Annotated in this window: 19 protein-coding genes; 7 read left to right on the forward strand and 12 right to left on the reverse strand. The window is 61.0% G+C overall.

Annotation, left to right across the window (positions count from 1 at the left end; translation table 11 throughout):
- Positions 1-18 precede the first annotated feature (18 nt).
- Complete coding sequence (locus AC1DUB_RS05110) at positions 19-2025, reverse strand: AsmA family protein (RefSeq protein WP_477728590.1); 2007 nt, start codon at positions 2023-2025, stop codon at positions 19-21.
- A 375-nt stretch (positions 2026-2400) separates the two neighbouring features.
- Here AC1DUB_RS05110 and AC1DUB_RS05115 point away from each other — a divergent pair, with 375 nt between their 5' ends.
- Positions 2401-2781 carry a response regulator gene (locus tag AC1DUB_RS05115; protein ID WP_477728591.1) on the forward strand — a complete coding sequence of 127 codons (381 nt, stop codon included), beginning with the start codon at positions 2401-2403 and terminating at the stop codon, positions 2779-2781.
- 2 nt (positions 2782-2783) lie between these two features.
- On the opposite strand, the gene AC1DUB_RS05120 is transcribed toward AC1DUB_RS05115, so the two are convergent.
- Positions 2784-3416, reverse strand: coding sequence for a response regulator (locus AC1DUB_RS05120; protein WP_011481839.1), 633 nt, complete (start codon positions 3414-3416; stop codon positions 2784-2786).
- A gap of 139 nt (positions 3417-3555) precedes the next feature.
- On the opposite strand from AC1DUB_RS05120, the gene AC1DUB_RS05125 reads away from it, so the two are divergent.
- The 6 genes from AC1DUB_RS05125 (at position 3556) to AC1DUB_RS05150 (ending at position 7244) form a co-directional block, all read left to right on the forward strand.
- Positions 3556-4896, forward strand: coding sequence for a sensor histidine kinase (locus tag AC1DUB_RS05125; RefSeq protein WP_477728592.1), 1341 nt, complete (start codon positions 3556-3558; stop codon positions 4894-4896).
- A gap of 196 nt (positions 4897-5092) precedes the next feature.
- Positions 5093-5257: a DUF1328 domain-containing protein gene (locus AC1DUB_RS05130; RefSeq protein WP_477719941.1), complete on the forward strand. Its 165-nt coding sequence runs from the start codon at positions 5093-5095 to the stop codon at positions 5255-5257.
- Between the two features lie 153 nt (positions 5258-5410).
- Positions 5411-5818 carry a glycine zipper domain-containing protein gene (locus AC1DUB_RS05135; RefSeq protein WP_477719942.1) on the forward strand — a complete coding sequence of 136 codons (408 nt, stop codon included), beginning with the start codon at positions 5411-5413 and terminating at the stop codon, positions 5816-5818.
- Between the two features lie 60 nt (positions 5819-5878).
- Entirely contained in the window at positions 5879-6244 is a 366-nt protein-coding gene (locus AC1DUB_RS05140) for a hypothetical protein (protein WP_477728593.1), read from the forward strand.
- A 29-nt stretch (positions 6245-6273) separates the two neighbouring features.
- Entirely contained in the window at positions 6274-6732 is a 459-nt protein-coding gene (locus AC1DUB_RS05145) for a hypothetical protein (protein WP_477728594.1), read from the forward strand.
- 197 nt (positions 6733-6929) lie between these two features.
- A complete protein-coding gene (locus AC1DUB_RS05150; protein WP_477719948.1) occupies positions 6930-7244 on the forward strand; it encodes a BON domain-containing protein in 315 nt (104 codons plus the stop codon).
- Between the two features lie 157 nt (positions 7245-7401).
- On the opposite strand, the gene AC1DUB_RS05155 is transcribed toward AC1DUB_RS05150, so the two are convergent.
- The 10 genes from AC1DUB_RS05155 to AC1DUB_RS05200 form a co-directional block, all read right to left on the reverse strand.
- Positions 7402-7893, reverse strand: coding sequence for a BON domain-containing protein (locus tag AC1DUB_RS05155; RefSeq protein WP_477728595.1), 492 nt, complete (start codon positions 7891-7893; stop codon positions 7402-7404).
- 272 nt (positions 7894-8165) lie between these two features.
- On the reverse strand, positions 8166-8714 hold the full coding sequence (locus AC1DUB_RS05160; protein WP_477728596.1) for a thermonuclease family protein: 549 nt from the start codon (positions 8712-8714) through the stop codon (positions 8166-8168).
- A 220-nt stretch (positions 8715-8934) separates the two neighbouring features.
- The gene (locus tag AC1DUB_RS05165) at positions 8935-9753 is read right to left on the reverse strand and encodes a DUF429 domain-containing protein (protein ID WP_477717771.1); all 819 of its coding nucleotides are present in this window, start codon (positions 9751-9753) and stop codon (positions 8935-8937) included.
- A gap of 64 nt (positions 9754-9817) precedes the next feature.
- Entirely contained in the window at positions 9818-10240 is a 423-nt protein-coding gene (locus AC1DUB_RS05170) for a BLUF domain-containing protein (protein WP_011481828.1), read from the reverse strand.
- Between the two features lie 4 nt (positions 10241-10244).
- Positions 10245-10967: a GTP cyclohydrolase I gene (folE, locus tag AC1DUB_RS05175; RefSeq protein WP_477717770.1), complete on the reverse strand. Its 723-nt coding sequence runs from the start codon at positions 10965-10967 to the stop codon at positions 10245-10247.
- A gap of 154 nt (positions 10968-11121) precedes the next feature.
- Positions 11122-12366 (reverse strand): cardiolipin synthase ClsB, encoded by a 1245-nt coding sequence (gene clsB, locus AC1DUB_RS05180; RefSeq protein ID WP_477728597.1) that lies wholly within the window; start codon positions 12364-12366, stop codon positions 11122-11124.
- A 172-nt stretch (positions 12367-12538) separates the two neighbouring features.
- The gene (nudB, locus tag AC1DUB_RS05185) at positions 12539-12985 is read right to left on the reverse strand and encodes a dihydroneopterin triphosphate diphosphatase (protein WP_477728598.1); all 447 of its coding nucleotides are present in this window, start codon (positions 12983-12985) and stop codon (positions 12539-12541) included.
- Between the two features lie 161 nt (positions 12986-13146).
- Positions 13147-14952: an aspartate--tRNA ligase gene (gene aspS, locus AC1DUB_RS05190; RefSeq protein WP_477728599.1), complete on the reverse strand. Its 1806-nt coding sequence runs from the start codon at positions 14950-14952 to the stop codon at positions 13147-13149.
- A gap of 43 nt (positions 14953-14995) precedes the next feature.
- Positions 14996-15622 (reverse strand): DUF502 domain-containing protein, encoded by a 627-nt coding sequence (locus AC1DUB_RS05195; protein WP_477717766.1) that lies wholly within the window; start codon positions 15620-15622, stop codon positions 14996-14998.
- Positions 15622-15993 carry an FmdB family zinc ribbon protein gene (locus AC1DUB_RS05200; RefSeq protein WP_477728600.1) on the reverse strand — a complete coding sequence of 124 codons (372 nt, stop codon included), beginning with the start codon at positions 15991-15993 and terminating at the stop codon, positions 15622-15624. The genes AC1DUB_RS05195 and AC1DUB_RS05200 overlap by 1 nt, the downstream gene beginning before the upstream one ends.
- Positions 15994-16057 lie beyond the last annotated feature (64 nt).

The raw sequence follows: 16057 nt of genomic DNA on the forward strand, positions 1-16057 counted from the left end.
CCCAGGGTCACCCTCCACTCACCGGGTGGCCGTCGCAGCAGGCCTGGGGCCCCCATTAGGCTTGGCGGCCTGTGCCAGAACCTCGCTGCAATCGGCATCCTGACCGGGGCCTGTTTCAATCGTGGCAGCCAGCGCGAGCAGCGGGTTGATAGCGCCCAGCACCAGGGCGATACCGGCGCGACCGGCCAGCGCGCCCTTGTCCGGTCCGGCCGACGGTGACGCAAAAGTCCCACCAATCCGCAGCGGTGACCTGAGGCTCAGAATGCTGCGGTCCTTGGGCGCCGGTTCCAGGAGGATGTCCAGCGTTTCTTCGGCCAGGCTCACCCGGCCACGGCCATTGATCACCGTGTCGGTCGTATCCAGCACGATGGCCCGGCTGGTCATCAAGCCCTGGTTCACGTCAAAGGCGGCCGCAGCGCAGCGCAATTGCACATTGCGATCGCCGCGCACCAGGAACTTGATGACCTCCCCGCCATCGAGCCCCAGGAATTCGAGCAGTATGTTGCTGATCTGTCCTTTGCCCATGAGAACGGCGACATCCCCCGATGCGGACCCGAGGACTTGCGCCACAGAGGCCCCTCGACCCTGGAAGTTGAACTGTCCGCTGATTTTTCCGAAACTGCTCCTGGTTGTCTCCACTTTGGGAAACAGCTGATTCAACTGCACCGCACGCACATCCAGCCGGGCAGTGAACGCCGCAGGCGCGACGTTGGAATCAACCTTGAAGCTTCCGGCGAGCGACCCACCGGCCACGCCCAGCGAAAAAGGACTCAACTGCAAGACGCCCGCATTCAATTTGATATGGGCGCCGCCCTTGTCCAGCGGGAGCGCCTGTACATGCCGGATATTCGCCGCCGAGTAGGTCACGTCGGCATTCATGGCCTGAAGTCTGGCCAGGCTCAGGATGGTCGCGGGCAATACCTTGCGTGAAGACGCCATGGCCGGGCCCGGCGGCTCTGCCCCGGCTTGCGCTTTGGTTTCTGCTTTGGCTTTGGCTTCGGCCGCTTTGCTGGCAGCAGGCGTTGCCCCAATCATTGGCCCCAGATCCTCAAAGTCCAGCAGTTTTGACTGTAGGTTGCCGGTCAAAACGGGCACCGCTGCAGACTGGTCAAAACTGAGAGCACCGCTGAGGTCAGAGTTGCCCAATACACCCTGAATCTGGCTGGCAGTCCAGACCTTGCCATGCTTGGCCAGCTTGCCGCGCACCTTGTAGGGCGGCGTGGATGGCAGCACAACACCCRCCAATTTATACAACTCTTCGAGATTGCGGCCCTGCAGGTCGAATGTGGCGTCCATGCCTCCAAAGTCCGCGAGGTTGACAATCGAGCCTTGGGCTTTCAGGCTGGTTTTTCCGGCCAGAACATTGATCTCGATGGGGAAAGGCGCTTGCGCTTTCTCGCGCAACTGCAGCACGCCGCCTGTGCGGCCACTGGCGCTAAAGACCTCATTTTTCCATTTTCCGGCAGCTTTATAACTCAAGGGGAGCTGGCCGGCCGACTCCGGAGAGAGGGAAAATGTGGCTGCTATATTGGCGCCCTGCGCCGCAGCGCGGTATTTCAGCGTGCCCCGGTCAACCAGCAAGGACCCGATGACCGGCACGGCGCTTTCATCGGACGTGTCGCGCGAAAGCGCCCAGGTGCGCCGGCCGTCCGGTTCGATCTGCAGGCCGATCTGCGGCTCGGTCAGTGCAATCCGGGGCAGTTCGACCTTGCCAAACAGCAGCGGCCACAGCTTGATGTCAAATTCGGCAACGCTGGCCTTGAGCAAGTAGGGCTCACTGGCCCATTCAGGGTTGGCGACTTCCACGCCATCGGCCCTGACGGTGGCGGCTCGTCCCAGACGAACAGCGAGATGCTGGGTAATCTCGAAGCGGCGCCCCAACTGGTCCGATACATGACGATTGATCGGCCCGCGCAAAACATCCCACGGAAAGAAAAGCACCACCAGTACCAGAGCAACGAACAGGGCCGCAAGGCCCGCAAGCGCTCTGCGAAAAACGGCGGAGTGAAGCAACGATTTGGTCATGCATCCCGGTAGGTTTCAGGCCCGCCCAAACACCCTGTCCCCGCATTGGCCAACACGGCATCGATGCGGAACCGCGCAATTGACCTCGAGTTGGCCTCGGAAAGGCTTCATGCGCATCTTCAGGGCAGAGCCTTCACTATCGATGAGCAAGCCGGCCCAGACAGTCGGCCAGCGCGATGAAAAGCTGTGGGTGGGTACCTACAGTCTCTAAAAGATAACGAAAAGCGGGGAAGTAGGAAACATCCTACATGTGCTGAACAGAGTCACTGGCAGAATGGCCTCCGAGGCAACGATACATTAGGAAACACGGCGTGTTCACTCTTGAGGGCTTCGTCAATTTTCCGCGAACCGTGTCGCCCCACCTGGACCTGATCAGTGAGACTGAAAACCTACATCGTCGAAGACAACCCCACTATTCGGGAAAACCTGATCGGCACCCTTGAAGAACTCGCCTGCGTCAGTGCTGTGGGAACCGCAGAAACCGAAAATGAAGGGAAAGCCTGGCTCGTTGACAACAGTGACCAATGGGACCTGGCCATCGTTGATTTGTTTTTGAAGCAGGGGAGTGGCTTGGGTGTGCTGGCAGCTTGCCGCAATCGCCAGCCGGGACAGAAAGTGGTGGTGCTCAGCAATTACGCTACCACCGACATCCGGCACCGGTGTGCCCAGTTGGGCGTGGACGCGGTGTTTGACAAGTCCAACGAAATTGACGCGCTGGTGGACTATTGCCTCCAGCAGAGCGGCAGTACCGTTTGAAGTCAGTCAATCAACTTGTTCTTGAGCGCGTAGTAGGTGAGATCGCTGTTCGACGCCAGACTCATTTTTTCCATCACGCGGGTTCTGTAGGTGCTGACGGTTTTCACGCTCAGCGAAAGCGCCTTTGCAATATCGCCGGCCGTTTCCCCCTTGGCCAATTTCAGAAACACCTGGAATTCCCGTTCCGACAGTTGCTCGTGGGAGGCGACGTCGTGGGGCCGGTTCAATTGTTGCGCCAGCAGTTCTGCCACCGCCGGCGTGATGTAGCGCTTGCCAAGCGAAATGACGCGGATGGCATCCACAATTTCCGACGGATCGCATTCCTTGTTGAGGTAGCCACTGGCTCCCTGGCGAATCAGGTTGACCGCGTAGTGTTCCTCGGGGTAGCCGCTGAGGATCAGAATGCCGACGTCGGGGGCTTTGGCGCGGATCATGGCCAGCGCATCGATGCCGCTCTGGCCCGGCATGGACAAATCCATGACCAGGATGTCCAGCTCGACATTGCGAACCAGGTCAATCGCCTCGCGGCCGCTGGCGGCCTCACCGACGACACGCAGATCCACCTGGTCCGAGAAAAACTGCTTGAGTCCCGAACGCACAATGGCATGGTCATCAACAATTCCAATTTTTATCATGTCGCTGTCTTTCCATAAAGCCCGCGCGAGCAGGCAACGCAATCAACGCAATGAAAAAGATGGCCGGGCCGGACATCCGCATTGGCCTTAGTACCCATTATTGACGAATTATTCCCCGAAGTATCCAACGGAGCCAGCCGTGAAAAAATTCTCAATCCCGAAAATGGCCATCAGCCTGCCCCTGGCAGTGCTGGCCGCCGCCATCCTCATTTTCATCAATGAGGCGAGTTTTCACGAATCCACGGCGGCGGCGGCCAGCATCGAGGAGGCGCAGCAAACCCGTGAAGCCATCAACCAATTGCTGCAGCGCATGCTGGATGCAGAAACCGGCTCACGAGGCTACCTGCTGACGGGCGACCCGCGCTATCTGGAGCCCTACAACAGCGCCACGGCCGATATCAGCCAGAACCTGGATGTTCTGCGTCAGCTGTTCATCCCCTACCAGAACGAACTCACGGAATTCGGCGTCATGTCCCGGCATATTGCGCGCAAACTGGCCGAGATGGACCTGAGCGTGCGCATGCGCAAGGAAGGCAATGAAGATGCCTGGAAATTTGTCCTGACCACGGATGTCGGCAAGGAGCACATGGAGGCGATTCGTGCGCAATCGTCCAAACTGGCCGCCAGCAGCATCCGCAAGATGGAACTGGGCCAGGTCCAAATCAAGAAAACACTGCAGCTGTCGCGCATCGGCGTAGCCACCATGGCGCTGGCGGGGCTGCTGGCTTTTTACATGTACCTGCTGCAAACCAAGGCCCTGCTCGCGTCAGGCCGGCGCGAACAGGAATCCCTGCAGCGTGAGCGTGACCTGCTGGAGACGCAGGTGCGGGAGCGCACGGCCACCCTGGCAGAGCTGGCCACCCATTTGCAGAATGTGCGTGAGGATGAGCGGGGCCACCTGGCCCGGGAGCTGCACGACGAACTGGGGGCGCTTCTGACAGCCGCCAAGCTGGATGTCGCCAGGCTGCGGTCACGACTGGCGGGCAACCTGCCGGAAGCAGCAGAACGCCTGGAGCACCTGACCAGCACGCTGAACAGCGGTATTGCCCTGAAGCGCCGCATCGTTGAAGATTTGCGCCCCTCTTCGCTGTCCCATCTGGGTCTGGTGGCCTCCCTGGAGATTCTGGCGCGGGAATTCGAGGAGCGATCCGGCCTGTCCATCACCACCGACCTGGAGCCCGTGGAACTTGGCGGCTCGGCCCAGCTAACGGTGTACCGGCTGGTGCAGGAGTCGCTGACCAACATTGCCAAATATGCCGCGGCCAGCCAGGCCGAAATCAGCCTTCACAATTTCGACAGGTACATTTCCGTGGAGGTCAAGGACAACGGCAAAGGTTTCCGGGTGGAAAACGTGGGGCCCACCAGCCACGGCCTGGCGGGCATGCGCCATCGCGTGGAGGCCGCCGGCGGTCGCCTGACGGTCACCAGCGCCGAGGGAAGTGGCGCGCGAATTTCTGCCGTGCTGCCCAAGACGTTCTGACCCCGGGGCCGTGCGCATCGCGCCCAACAGTAACAAACTGTCAGCCCCCTCCTACAGTGCCTCCCCCTTGGAACTGACAGGGGTACCCGTTCACAGCCGATGAGGAAAAACCACCATCCTCTTTAACCTTGCTGCAGGGCGTTTCAAAGTTTCGACAACGAAACACTGCCCAACCCAGCTACGCAAGGAGATTGAGATGCTGCACTATTCCGTTGTTTTTTTGGTGATCGCGCTGATCGCCGCCATCTTTGGCTTCGGCGGTATCGCGGCAGGTGCCGTTGAGATTGCCAAGATTCTCTTTTTCATCTTCGCCATCATGGCTGTGGTGAGCTTTGTGATCGGCCTGATCAGGAAGAACTAGCACTAACGCGCCCTGTGGCGGTACCTGTCCCGGCACCTGTGCCGGTTCCGTTACCGCGTAAATCAGGACGCGAATTCTCCCCTCTTCACGGACCCCACTTGCATGCCGCCCTTTCCCCCAACCTCCGAAATCTCAACTCATGAAGGACCTGAAATGACCCCCAATACCCCCTCTTCCCCCACTGGCCGCGACACCATGCCCGGCGTGCGCCAGGCCTCCGATGAGCTGCTGGCCAATGCCGTCAAGGCTGTGGAGTCGACAAGGGAACATGCGAACGATGCGCTGGACAAGGCAGAAAACAAGGTGCGCGAATTGCGCGGTAGCGTGGACCCCGTTGTGGACATGCTCGCATCCAAAGCTCAAAGGCTGGCCCGTCAGAGCCTGGACCTGGCGTCCGAGGCCAAAGAGCGTGCCCAGCAATCGTTCTCCCGCGCTGCAGGTGTCACGACGCGGTATGTATCCGAGCAACCGATGCGTTCTATCCTCATTGCTGCGGCAGTCGGTGCAGCTGTGGCCCTGCTGATTTCCTCTTCACGCCATCGGAACGAACGGCGCTATTGAAAAGGCGTCATTGAGGTCACTACTGCGTGACGCCAGCGCTTACCAACCCACACCACCATCATGCTGCACCCACTTTTTTCAACCCTGATCCAAAGGCCTGACCTCATCGTGGATCATGTCTCGGCGTATGCCGCGCTGTTTCACCAGGAAGCCTCCAGCGCCGGCTCCGAGTTGCTGGTCCGGGCTGTGAACTGGGTGCTGGCAGTGCTGTTGGCCGCGGTTTTTCTGGGACTGGCGGGCGTGGCGTTGATGCTGGGGTTGATGCAGAACCACTTCCATTGGGTGCTGGTTGCCGTGCCTGGCTTTGTCCTGGTATTGCTGCTCGTTGCCATCGTCCGCGCCAAAAAACCACTCCAGAGCGAACGCTTTCCCGAATTGATGGCGCAGATCGACACTGACGCGCGTGCGTTGCGCATGGTCGCCTGAACGCCCGAAACGCCTGAAACCCTTCCGCCATGCCCACCGTCACTGCCCCCACACCGCAAGAACGCCTCGCGGCCAGCCGCCAGGCGCTTGTCCGGCACATGACGCGCGACGGCCAATCTTCACAATCTTCAGACCGGCGAAACGAGCATCCGTTCGGTGAAACCGATGAGACCCGCGCAAGTGCGGGGGGGACGTGGGCAGTGGCCAAGGGGGCGATGCGGGCCTGGTGGCGCCATCATCCCGGAAGTGCCGCTTTTGATCTGGCCCGGCCGGTGATTGGCAAATTTGCGCAAGAGCAACCCTTCAAACTCCTGGGCATCGCCGCAGGCATTGGCGCTGCCGCCGTGGTGCTGCGTCCCTGGCGCCTGGTTTCACTGGGTGGCGTGTTGCTGGCAACCCTCAAGGCGTCCCAGCTTTCAAGTGTCCTGCTTTCCATGCTGTCCGGCTCCGGGCAAGACGCAGAACCCCGGGAAAGCCATTATGAATAAGCTCGACTTTTCACCACCGCCGGGGATGGCCCGGGGCTTTCGGGCTCATGGCCACCGGGACGCTGTGCAGACCGGCGAATCCAGAGACGGTCGCAGAAGACCCCCATGATTACCGCTGGTCGATTGGCGTGGTGCGGCTGATCGGCAGGCTTTTTAACTCAGCACCGGTTCATTCAACAACTGAAGAGGAAAATAATATGAAATACGCTCGCGCAATTGCATTCGCGGCCCTGGCCGGCATCACCGTCATTGGCAGCGGCTGCGCTGTTGGGCGTGGCCAGGAGACGGCCGGAGCCTACATTGACGATGCGGCCATCACGACCGCGGTGAAGGCCAAGTTCGTGGGGGACAAGACCGTCTCAGCCATGTCCATCAGCGTTGAAACGCTCAATGGCACGGTTCAGCTGTCCGGCTTTGCCAAAACAACCGCCGAAAAAGCCCAGGCTGAAGATCTTGCCCGTGGCGTGAAGAACGTCAAGGCCGTTCGCAACGACATCGTCGTTCGTCCCTGACCGTCCCTGACCCGGTACCCGCCGCCTCCAGAAGCCTGGAGGCGGTGAGCGCTGTCAAGGGATCAACCGGAGGCAGGCGATGGAGTTTTCATCGTCTGCTTTGTTCCGCCTGCTTCCACCTGCGACCGGCCGGTGGAGGTCATGCGGCGTTTCCCCGTTAACCCGCCTTCACGGTGAGCCGGTTCTCGACCGAATTCACCCCTTTGACGGCTTTGGCAAGGGTGCCGGCTCTCTCGCGCGCAGCTTCGGTGGGGGCAGAGCCCGTCAAGGTGACAGCGCCATTTTTGGTATCAACATTGATTTTCAGAGCGCTCAGCTCGGGATCCTTGGCAAGCCCGGACGACACCGCGGCGGTGATGCTCACGTCGCTGATCTTTTCCCCGGCCTTGTCCGCTATCTGCTTGCCGGAGGCTTCAACCTCCCGGGTCGCATCTTTCATCGCCACACCGGCATTGGCCATGGCACTTTCGGTCTTGGCTTTCGCTTTCTCGGCAGCCTGTTCGGTTTTCGCAATGGCGGTGTCCAGCTGCTGGCCGGCCGTTTTGCCATCATCTTGCTTGCCGCAAGCACTCAAGGCGAAAAGAAGGACCAGCAAACTGCCTGTCAGCCTCACCCGGGGCTTGCAATGATCGGAAGATGGTTTTTTCATGGGTACTCCTGTTCGTGATCCTGTTCGTGAAGTAGGCACCAGGCACACTCAATACGCCCAGCAAGCAAATGGGACCGGATCACCGGGTCACACAGGCACAGATCAAAGGCGGGGCGACGATCCTGAGTCGTGTCTTTTTAACCTTAGCCCTGGAACCCGCCTTGTCAGGTCAGCCCCTGCCGAAGATGCCGTAGGACAAATCCAGAATCCGTCATCTGGCCCCGACTGACATCGTTCAGGAAACACTGCAATTCAGGGAACGCTTCCAAGGCTCAAGCGTGGCAAGGTCCATGCTGCTTGCGAAATGCCCGGGGATAGACAGGCGGTATGGCATGAGACCGTGAGAAAAGACCAAGTCCCGCGGCTTTCGCGCGGCTTTGCTGAAGGGCGTAGGGGCCAGGTCGCCTGCCATAGTGATACGACCACGCCTGGCCTTGCGAAACCATCCATTGGCCCAGGTCATCGCCATTCAATTGCAGCCGGGCCAGTAGCCGACCGTAGTCGTCGTGGCGCCTGCCGAAAACCGCGATGTGCTGGCCCAGGGTCCGCCGCTTGAGCGCGTCGCGGGAAATGCCACCTCCCGGCTGGCAAATTTCGGGGGCGTCAATGCCGTCCACTCGCACGCTGACGGGCTTGCCGCCATCCGCTGGCCGCACCCAGACGGTGTCGCCATCCACGACATAGGTCACCACGCCCATCCACATGGCTTGGGCCGGTGCCGACGCACGCGCGGGAACGCAACAGGCCAGCCAGACCGCCAGGGCGAGAGCCGCGAGCGCCTTCACCTCACGGATGGTCAGGCTCATTAGACTGTTACTCATGACTGTTGAATTGATGGCGCACGATTCCTTACTGATGAGTTTTTGGCCGCAATGATTGATTATTGGCAGGCACTGCGACCGCCCTGTACCTTGCCGCCGGCACCTGGGCTGGCGCCCCAAAAGACCTGACACAGCCTGGCAGCAGCTTGACCGGGTTGAAAGCTAATATACTTGAAACACTGTACAAATAACCAGCAAATCCGGCGCATCGACTCGTATTCTAGGCAGTGACCACCCAGCCTTCCAGCGTGTCGGTGTCGGGTGGCAAGCCATAACGGGGGGCACCCTGCTGCGCTGCCCACGCCGCCTGCATGAGGCACAGCACGGCATCCAGGCTGTCGCCGCTGGCATCGTCCACGAGGGCGTCCCGCTGGGCATGGCTGACCTTCAGGCGCACCCCCAGCCGGGTCTGCCCGTGCTCCAGGGCGGTGATCAGGTCCTTGCGCGCAATCAGGCGATCGGCCGTCTGCTTGGCGCGGTCGTCGCTTTTGTAGGAGCGACTGCCGAGCACCTCCCGGGCCAGCAGCCCGGGATAGCCTTCCAGCGCGACGCGGTTGACATCCCCCTCGTGCAGGCACGGAAGGTGCACGCCGGCTTCCAGCAGCCGGGGCACACCGGCATGCAGCATGTAGGCCACCGGCGGATTCACCCACTTCATGGACGGGCTGGAGCCAGCCGGCCTGTCCGCCGCACGGTGGGCAAACTTTCCCCCGACGGGGCGCGCATCGCAAAAGGCGGCGAAGGTGTCACGTATCTCCGGCCGGCTCAGGCTGGCGTAATGGCGAATCAAGGCCGGCCACTGCTCGGGCCAGCCGAGATGCACCACCAGTTCACGCGGCAGGCCGAACGGAAAATCGAAGGCCGCGATCCAGGCGCGTTCCCGGCGCAGCCATTCATCAAATTCATCCAGCGAGGCCACGCGTTCGAGACTGGCCAGCAGCACCCGCCCCTGCGATGCCGTGCCCGCAGCCATCACGATCGGCTTGCGCCGTGTGGGGCTGCTGGAAAAGTCGCAACCGATCAGCAGGCCGGACGTCATATGCTCATGAACCCACTGCCAGCAGCACCATCACGCCGGTCACGATGAAAAGCGTGCCAGGCAATCAGGCTCGGCCAATGATGGCGGCGGTCGCCATCAATTCCTCCAGCAAGGCCATCGATACCTTGCCCGATACCGAGTAAGGGTCGAGTTCCGGCTTTTCGGAATATTTCAGCAGGATGGAGTGGTTGAGCTTGAGCAGGTTGACCTGCCCCATGGTCCAGCCGCCGAAGCGGCGTTCGGAAATTTCTTCATAGTCGAGCAGCGCCACGTCCTTGTGGCGCGGGTCCCGCTGGATGTGGCCATACAGCTCGCTGACGGCCATGCGGCCGCCCTCGATGGCCTGCAGAAAAATCCCCCCACCGTAACAAAGAATGCCGGTGATGCCGCAGGTCGGGTTGTACTGGCGTGACTGGGTCAGGATGGCCTCAATCGCATCGGGACGGGTATCCAGCGCGCGACTGGCATAAAGCAAACGGACTAACATGGGATCATCCTTTCTGTGGAATCAGGGCAAGGAATTCACGGCGCAGGTTGGGGTCCTTCAGGAACACGCCGCGCATCACCGAATTGATCATCTTGCTGTCCATGTCCTTGACACCGCGCCAGGCCATGCAGTAGTGGCTGGCTTCCATCACGATCGCCAGCCCATCCGGCTGTGTTTTCTCCATGATGAGATCGGCCAGCTGCACGACGGCCTCTTCCTGAATCTGCGGGCGCCCCATCACCCACTCGGCCAGCCGCGCATATTTGGACAGGCCGATCACATTGGTGTGCTCATTGGGCATCACGCCAATCCAGATCTTGCCGATGACCGGACAAAAGTGATGCGAACAGGCGCTGCGTACGGTGATCGGCCCGACGATCATCAACTCGTTGAGGTGTTCGGCATTGGGGAATTCGGTGATGCTGGGCGGCTGCACATAGCGGCCCTTGAACACCTCGTTCAGATACATCTTGGCGACACGGCGCGCGGTGTTGTTGGTGTTGTGATCGCCGGCGGTATCGATCACCAGGCTGTCAAGTACGGTCTGCATCTTGACTTCAACTTCGTCAAGCAGCTTTTCGAGCTCGCCCGGCTCAATGAACGCGGCAATGTTGTCGTTCGCATGGAAACGCTTGCGTGCCTGATGCAGGCGCTCGCGGATCTTCACGGATACGGGCGTTCCCTCGTCGGTGGAGCCCTGGGGGTGCGTGGTGGATTTCATAAGCATGCCTGATATTACCAGCCCGTCCTGAAACAGTCTTGTCCCGAAATTTGCAAGGTTTTGAGTCTCCAACCCATAGGGCGTATGCGCAAGCAGCTATATATTTAATAGCAAAATCAGGGACTCCCGCGCGCTCCGCCACTGCCGAGGGGCAATGAGCTCAGTAACGCTGTCCGGTTATCAGCAAGGCCAGTCGCATCAGGGCATAGGCCATCCAGCCCCGCAGACGCTGGCCCAGCGGCCGCTGGCTGTAGACCGCGGGGTCGATGCGCCGGCCGTAGCTGGTAATGGCCACGCACAGGCGGTCTCTCAACGCTTCGGCAAACGCCTTGTTCTCCACCACCACGTTGGCCTCCCGGGCCAGCAGAAAACTGAGCGGATCCAGGTTGGACGAGCCCACCGTGGCCCAGTGTCCGTCCACAACGGCTACCTTGGCATGCAGAAAACTCGCCTCGTATTCATGGATTTCCACCCCTGCCGCCAACAGGGCGCCGTACACCGGCCGCGCCGCATGGTATTGCATGAAGTACTCGTAGCGTCCCTGCAGCAGCAGCGTCACGCTCACACCGCGTCTGGCCGCATTGATGAGGGCGCGGCGCAGTTTGCCGCCGGGCAGGAAATAGGCATTGGCAATGATGATTTCCTGGCGCGCCTGGCCAATCGCCTTGCGGTAAACACGCTCGATGCTGCTGCGGTTGCGCAGGTTGTCGCGCAGTATCAGCGCGGCCCGCGCGCCCGACGCGCCGGCAAACCTGAAACGTGGCCGACCGGTGAGCACTCCGTTGCCAGTGCGGCCACCGTAACCGGCAGCCTTGAATTTTTCCCATGCCGCGCTCAAGTGCCTTTGCCGTGCGCTGTAGCCTGCCTGAACGCGCCACCAGAGCAGCGCTGCGGCGTCGGCGGCATCAGCGGCCAGCGGGCCTGTCACCGCCACGGCAAAATCAAGACGCGGGGCCTGGAGCTCTCCATGGTTGGGATCGTAGAAGTCATCCAGCACATTGATGCCACCACAAAAAACCACGTGCTGGTCCACCACGCACAGCTTGCGGTGCAGCCTGCGCCAGCTGTCGGGCACCAGCAGGCCCAAGCCGCCCAGCCCGCCGAAGCCGGAAGCCAGCGGCGAGTAGACGCACCACTCCACGCCCGTTTCGCTGAATTTTTTTTGCCATTCGGCCGGCAAGGGATCGGTGCCGATGCCATCGACCAGCACCTGGACCGTCACACCGCGCCCCGCTGCCCGTGCCAGCGCCTCGGCCACCTCGGCAGCGACGCCGTGAACGTCAAAAATATAGGTTTCCAGCTGTATCCAGTTGACCGCGGCGTCAAAGGCCTTGATGAGTGCCGGAAACAAGGCCTGGGCGCCTTCGAGCAATTGCAAGGCTTCGGACTTGTGGAGTGGGGACATGGGCCGGGGAATTTCGCGTGGGGGCTTGTGAGTTTCAGATGTGGTGTGGACTGGTCAGCCCATTTAAACCGACTGCCCCGTATTTGCCAATCGGCTGGGACCCACATGCGGGCAGCGCACCCGCCTCGGCGTGAAGTAAAACAACAAAGCCGAACGCGTGGCCCGGTCCGTTTCACGCCATGAAGCGTGGCAGGAACAGGAGCGCTTCGGCGTTTGAAGGGGAAAAACAGAGATCGGCGGCGGCCCGGTACGGCAACCACTGCCAGGCTGTGTGCTCGCGCGGATGGAGGGTCACAGCGCAGGTCGCGGGCACGCACAAGCCAAACACATGCTCGGTATTGTGCGTCACCCCCGGCGCGTAGCGGTGGCGCCAGGCCGGGTAAATCTCGTAACGATTGGAGAGTACCCAGTCCCGGAATTGTGCGGGTGCGGCGGCGATGCCGGTTTCTTCCATCACCTCGCGCAGCGCCGTCTGCAGGAGCGGTTCGTCCACCGTGTCTTTGGAGCCGGTGACGCTCTGCCAGAAGCCCGGATGGTCGGCACGCTCAAGCAACAGCACATCGAGCTGCGGCGTATGAATGACGACCAGCACCGACTCCGGAATCTTGAAGCGCTTCATGGCTCCTCAAACACCGACGGCCCCCGAGGCGCAACGAGCAAGCGTGGTGACGGCATCCCCTTCAAGCAGGGGCCGCGGAACCGGCTCAGCCGGGCCGCAGGCGCAGCGGCCCCCTCGGGGGGCAGGAAGCTACGCGAAGCGAGCGACCGTGGGGGCCACATTCAAACCGGCTGCGGATTGCGCAGGCGGATATGCAGCTCGCGCAGCTGCTTTTCATCGACCGGGCTCGGTGCATGAGTCAGCAGACATTGCGCACGCTGGGTTTTCGGGAAGGCAATCACGTCACGGATCGACTCGGCTCCGGTCATCATGGTGACGATGCGGTCCAGCCCAAAGGCCAGGCCACCGTGCGGCGGCGCGCCATATTGCAGGGCGTCCAGCAGGAAGCCGAATTTCTGCTGCGCTTCTTCCGGTCCGATCTTGAGCGCGTTGAACACCTTGCTCTGCACATCAGCGCGGTGGATACGAACCGAGCCCCCGCCGAGCTCCCAGCCGTTGAGCACCATGTCGTAGGCTTTGGCAATGCAGCGGCCGGGATCGGTATCCATCCAGTCTTCGTGCCCGTCCTTGGGCGCGGTGAAGGGGTGGTGCACCGCGCTCCAGCGCTGGCCTTCTTCATCAAATTCGAACATCGGAAAGTCCACGACCCACAGCGGCTTCCAGCCGGCCGTGAACAGGCCGGTCTTTTTACCGAATTCGCTGTGGCCGACCTTCAGGCGCAGTGCGCCTATGCTGTCGTTGACGACTTTTTCCTTGTCGGCACCAAAGAAAATCAGGTCGCCGTTCTGCGCGCCGGTGCGCTTGAGGATTTCGGCAATGGCGGCGTCATGGATGTTCTTGACGATGGGGCTCTGAAGCCCTTCGCGGCCCTTGCCCGCATCGTTGACCTTGATCCAGGCCAGGCCCTTGGCGCCGTAAATCTTGACGAACTCGGTGTAGCCGTCAATCTCGCCGCGGCTCATCTCCGAGCCGCCGGGCACGCGCAGGGCGACCACGCGGCCGCCCTTGGTGGTTGCCGGCGCACTGAACACCTTGAAGTCGACATCGGCCATGACATCGGTCAGCTCGGTGAATTCGAGGTTCACCCGCAGGTCGGGCTTGTCGGAGCCGTAACGGTGCATCGCATCGTTGTAGGCCATCACCGGAAAATCGCCAAGGTCCGTATCCAGCACGGTCTTGAAAATGTTGCTAATCATGCCCTGGAACATGTCGCGGATGTCCTGCTCCCCCATGAAGGATGTCTCGATATCGATCTGCGTGAATTCGGGCTGGCGGTCGGCACGCAGGTCTTCGTCACGAAAGCACTTGGTGATCTGGTAGTAGCGGTCAAAGCCCGCCACCATCAGCAACTGCTTGAACAGCTGCGGGCTCTGCGGCAGCGCGAAGAACATGCCTTCATTGACACGGCTGGGCACGAGGTAATCGCGCGCGCCTTCAGGCGTGCTCTTGGTCAGCATCGGGGTTTCAATATCGATGAAACCATGGGAATCGAGAAACTTGCGCGTCTCCATGGCCACGCGGTAACGCAGCATGAGGTTCTTCTGCATGTAGGGGCGGCGCAAGTCCAGCACCCGGTGCGTCAGGCGCGTCGTCTCCGACAGGTTGTCGTCATCGAGCTGGAAGGGCGGCGTGACACTGGGATTGAGCACGATCAGCTCATGGCACAGCACCTCGATCTTGCCGCTTTTCAGGCTGTCGTTGGTGGTGCCCTGCGGGCGGGCGCGCACCACGCCCTTGACCTGGACGCAAAATTCATTGCGCACGTCTTCCGCGGTTTTGAACATGTCGGCACGGTCCGGGTCGCACACCACCTGCACGTAACCTTCGCGGTCGCGCAGGTCAATGAAAATCACGCCGCCGTGGTCACGCCGGCGGTTGACCCAGCCGCACAGGCTGACGGTCTGGCCCGTGAGGCTTTCGGTCACCAGACCGCAATAGTTGGAACGCATTTGGGAAGCAATAGCCATAAAAATCTCGAACTTTCAATGCCTCTGGGGCAGTTTTCGCCGTTTACAGGGGCGGGGTCAGCGGCTGGAAGGGCCTTGCGGGAACCACGACGCCCATCGAAATCACGTAAGTCAGTGCCTCGTCGACGCTCATTTTCAGCTCGATGCATTCGGACTTTTTCAGCATGACGAAGTAACCGCCCGTGGGGTTGGGGGTCGTGGGAACGTAGACGCTCACGTAGTCCCCCGGCAAATGGTTGACCACATCGCCGCCCGGAAAGCCGGTCAGGAATCCGATCGTCCAGACTCCCTCGCGCGGCCATTGCACCAGCAGGGCCTGGCGAAAGGCATTGCCGTTCTCGGAGAACAGCGTGTCCGACACCTGCTTCACGCTCGAATAGATGGACCGCACAATGGGAATGCGGTGCAGCAGCGAATTGCCCCAGTGGACCAGCTTCTTGCCAAAGAAGTTGCTGGCAATGGCGCCCATCAGCAACACAATCGCCAGCATCAAGAGCACACCGAAACCAGGAATGTGAAAGCCCAACAGCTTGTCGGGGTGCCAAGCCCCCGGCAGGATCAAGAGCGTCTGATCAAGCGTTGCAACGATCCAGTTGAGGACTGCCAAGGTAATGGCCAGAGGCACCAGCACCAGGAGTCCGGCCAGAAGCCATCGGCGAATGGAGCTCATCACGAGGCTTTGGATGACGAATCGCTGGCCGCGCTCTGGGTGGCTGGCGCTGTCGCAGGCGTAGCTGTTGCAGGGGCGCTGGCCGTTGCAGCGGCCGCGCCTGTGCCTGTATCTGCGGATTTGCTGGCTGTGCTTGCCGCCGGCGTTGACCCGCTGTCACCCGATTTGGCAGGCTGAGCCGCCTTGTCTGCGCCGCGGAAATCAGTCACGTACCAGCCCGAACCCTTGAGCTGAAAGCCGGCTGCCGTGACCTGTTTCGTGAAGCTGGCGGCCCCGCAGTGCGGGCAATCGGTCAAGGGCGCATCCGATATCTTTCGCAAGACGTCCTTGGCATGCCCGCAGGACTCGCATTTATAGGCGTAGATTGGCATAGTGCTAGAGGTTCTGTCCGGGAAATTGCGCCTGCAGAAGGCTTGCCAGCGCAAAACCTTCAAT

The sequence above is a fragment of the Polaromonas sp. P4_F9 genome (assembly GCF_056401235.1).

Excerpts from the sequence above, each read along its gene's own strand:
- AC1DUB_RS05165 (WP_477717771.1), bottom strand. The coding sequence starts at position 9,753 with ATGACGTCCGGCCTGCTGATCGGTTGCGACTTTTCCAGCAGCCCCACA.
- AC1DUB_RS05145 (WP_477728594.1), top strand. The coding sequence starts at position 6,274 with ATGCCCACCGTCACTGCCCCCACACCGCAAGAACGCCTCGCGGCCAGC.
- folE (WP_477717770.1), bottom strand. The coding sequence starts at position 10,967 with ATGCTTATGAAATCCACCACGCACCCCCAGGGCTCCACCGACGAGGGA.
- AC1DUB_RS05135 (WP_477719942.1), top strand. The coding sequence starts at position 5,411 with ATGACCCCCAATACCCCCTCTTCCCCCACTGGCCGCGACACCATGCCC.
- AC1DUB_RS05120 (WP_011481839.1), bottom strand. The coding sequence starts at position 3,416 with ATGATAAAAATTGGAATTGTTGATGACCATGCCATTGTGCGTTCGGGA.
- clsB (WP_477728597.1), bottom strand. The coding sequence starts at position 12,366 with ATGTCCCCACTCCACAAGTCCGAAGCCTTGCAATTGCTCGAAGGCGCC.
- AC1DUB_RS05170 (WP_011481828.1), bottom strand. The coding sequence starts at position 10,240 with ATGTTAGTCCGTTTGCTTTATGCCAGTCGCGCGCTGGATACCCGTCCC.
- AC1DUB_RS05200 (WP_477728600.1), bottom strand. The coding sequence starts at position 15,993 with ATGCCAATCTACGCCTATAAATGCGAGTCCTGCGGGCATGCCAAGGAC.
- AC1DUB_RS05160 (WP_477728596.1), bottom strand. The coding sequence starts at position 8,714 with ATGAGTAACAGTCTAATGAGCCTGACCATCCGTGAGGTGAAGGCGCTC.
- AC1DUB_RS05150 (WP_477719948.1), top strand. The coding sequence starts at position 6,930 with ATGAAATACGCTCGCGCAATTGCATTCGCGGCCCTGGCCGGCATCACC.
- AC1DUB_RS05140 (WP_477728593.1), top strand. The coding sequence starts at position 5,879 with ATGCTGCACCCACTTTTTTCAACCCTGATCCAAAGGCCTGACCTCATC.
- AC1DUB_RS05130 (WP_477719941.1), top strand. The coding sequence starts at position 5,093 with ATGCTGCACTATTCCGTTGTTTTTTTGGTGATCGCGCTGATCGCCGCC.
- AC1DUB_RS05155 (WP_477728595.1), bottom strand. The coding sequence starts at position 7,893 with ATGAAAAAACCATCTTCCGATCATTGCAAGCCCCGGGTGAGGCTGACA.
- AC1DUB_RS05195 (WP_477717766.1), bottom strand. The coding sequence starts at position 15,622 with ATGAGCTCCATTCGCCGATGGCTTCTGGCCGGACTCCTGGTGCTGGTG.
- nudB (WP_477728598.1), bottom strand. The coding sequence starts at position 12,985 with ATGAAGCGCTTCAAGATTCCGGAGTCGGTGCTGGTCGTCATTCATACG.
- aspS (WP_477728599.1), bottom strand. The coding sequence starts at position 14,952 with ATGGCTATTGCTTCCCAAATGCGTTCCAACTATTGCGGTCTGGTGACC.